Source organism: Bacillus sp. JJ634, assembly GCF_036962285.1.
GTDB lineage: Bacteria > Bacillota > Bacilli > Bacillales > DSM-1321 > Peribacillus > Peribacillus asahii_A.
Genome location: NZ_JBALMU010000167.1, coordinates 13466 through 14842 on the forward strand (window position 1 = coordinate 13466; position 1377 = coordinate 14842).

Sequence of the window (1377 nt, forward strand, 5' to 3'; positions counted from 1 at the left end):
CACCAGCGAAGCTGTCACCACTCGCAATAAGGAAATGCCAAGATTACTTAAAACATGCATACCCCCTATCCTGTTTTGGATGGGGGTAAATAAAGTTAGTAAATTTTTCAATAAGGATACCTTAGCAATATAGCCATTTAAAAATATTAATTTTCTTCAATAATCGCGCCCGATTGTGGAATATAGAAAATACGAAAGAAACGCAAAAATGACTTCTCCGGCAATTTTACTAAAGCACCCGTTCAATAAGAACTCCGCAAAAGAAAAACTCCCATTAAATTTCACAAAGATACCAATCTATTTGTCCTAAACACTTTGTTAATCTGTGGAATAGAATAATAGTAATCCTAATAGATAGGAGGTGATTTGAAATGGTACTAGCTATTTATACCACGGGTCCGGTTAATAACCAATCACTAACTACCGATGCTGACTCTGTAAGCGTTACTGTTTTAAATCGTAACACTACCGGCAACGCGAGTGTAACGATAAGAGTTATTGACATAGTGGGAACCAGAACGCTTATTCCAGGTGGTCAGCTAGTCGTAAACGTTCCACCTAACAGCGGAGCTAATACCGCTTCGTTCAATACAGAGGCTTCGGGTGCATTCGAAGTCATCATCATAATAGACCACCCTACAAATGTAAACAATGTAGAGGTTTCCGTTTGGGGATCAGATGACACCGGATTTCTTGCACAATTCCGGTTTGCTTACGAAGAAATGCACCGCATAGTGTAACACTACATCCTACTTCAGGGACAAGCATGGGAGCAAAGTTATCACTAGTCATTCATATGCAGGAAGTGAAGACAAACGAAACAACAAGTTAAAAGCCTAATCAAATCGTGTTTTGGTTAGGTTTCTTATTGCACCATCCCTACCTAGTTAGCGTAAGTACAATCCTTCACAATCTTCTATGTGTTATTCAAGAATATGGCCCGATTGTTGAATAAAAGCTAAAGACAATTCCTTCACTAACCCCGTTACTTTAAGTACATTTATTCACAATCTCAATAGTTAGTATTTAGGCTTCATTTTTAAAGAACTTTATTGTTCATAAACTGTTTATTTAATTATATATAGTTAGTTCTTATTAATAGCTCTTTACTTCGTAAGAAGTTCGTTCTTTTTGTTAAAGAACTTCGGCTTTTCAAGCCTGCAGATACGCTATCCTCGCTACGAGGCTTTGTCCTCCAAAAACAATTAAAATATCTCTTATATTTATGTAATTTAGTATAATAATATAAATCCCATATTAAACTATTATGGGATAAAAGGAAAAACTCCATATAAGTTAATATATAAGGGTTGTTTTTAATTAATTCTATTTGTTCTAGTTTTTCTCCCAAAGTTAGATGTACAAAGCATAAAAAGA

General features: G+C 35.4%; 1 protein-coding gene. It reads left to right on the forward strand.

What is annotated here, in order from left to right; genetic code table 11:
• Positions 1-506 precede the first annotated feature (506 nt).
• On the forward strand, positions 507-740 hold the full coding sequence (locus tag V7068_RS20320) for a hypothetical protein (RefSeq protein WP_499714295.1): 234 nt from the start codon (positions 507-509) through the stop codon (positions 738-740).
• The last annotated feature ends 637 nt before the right edge of the window (positions 741-1377 follow it).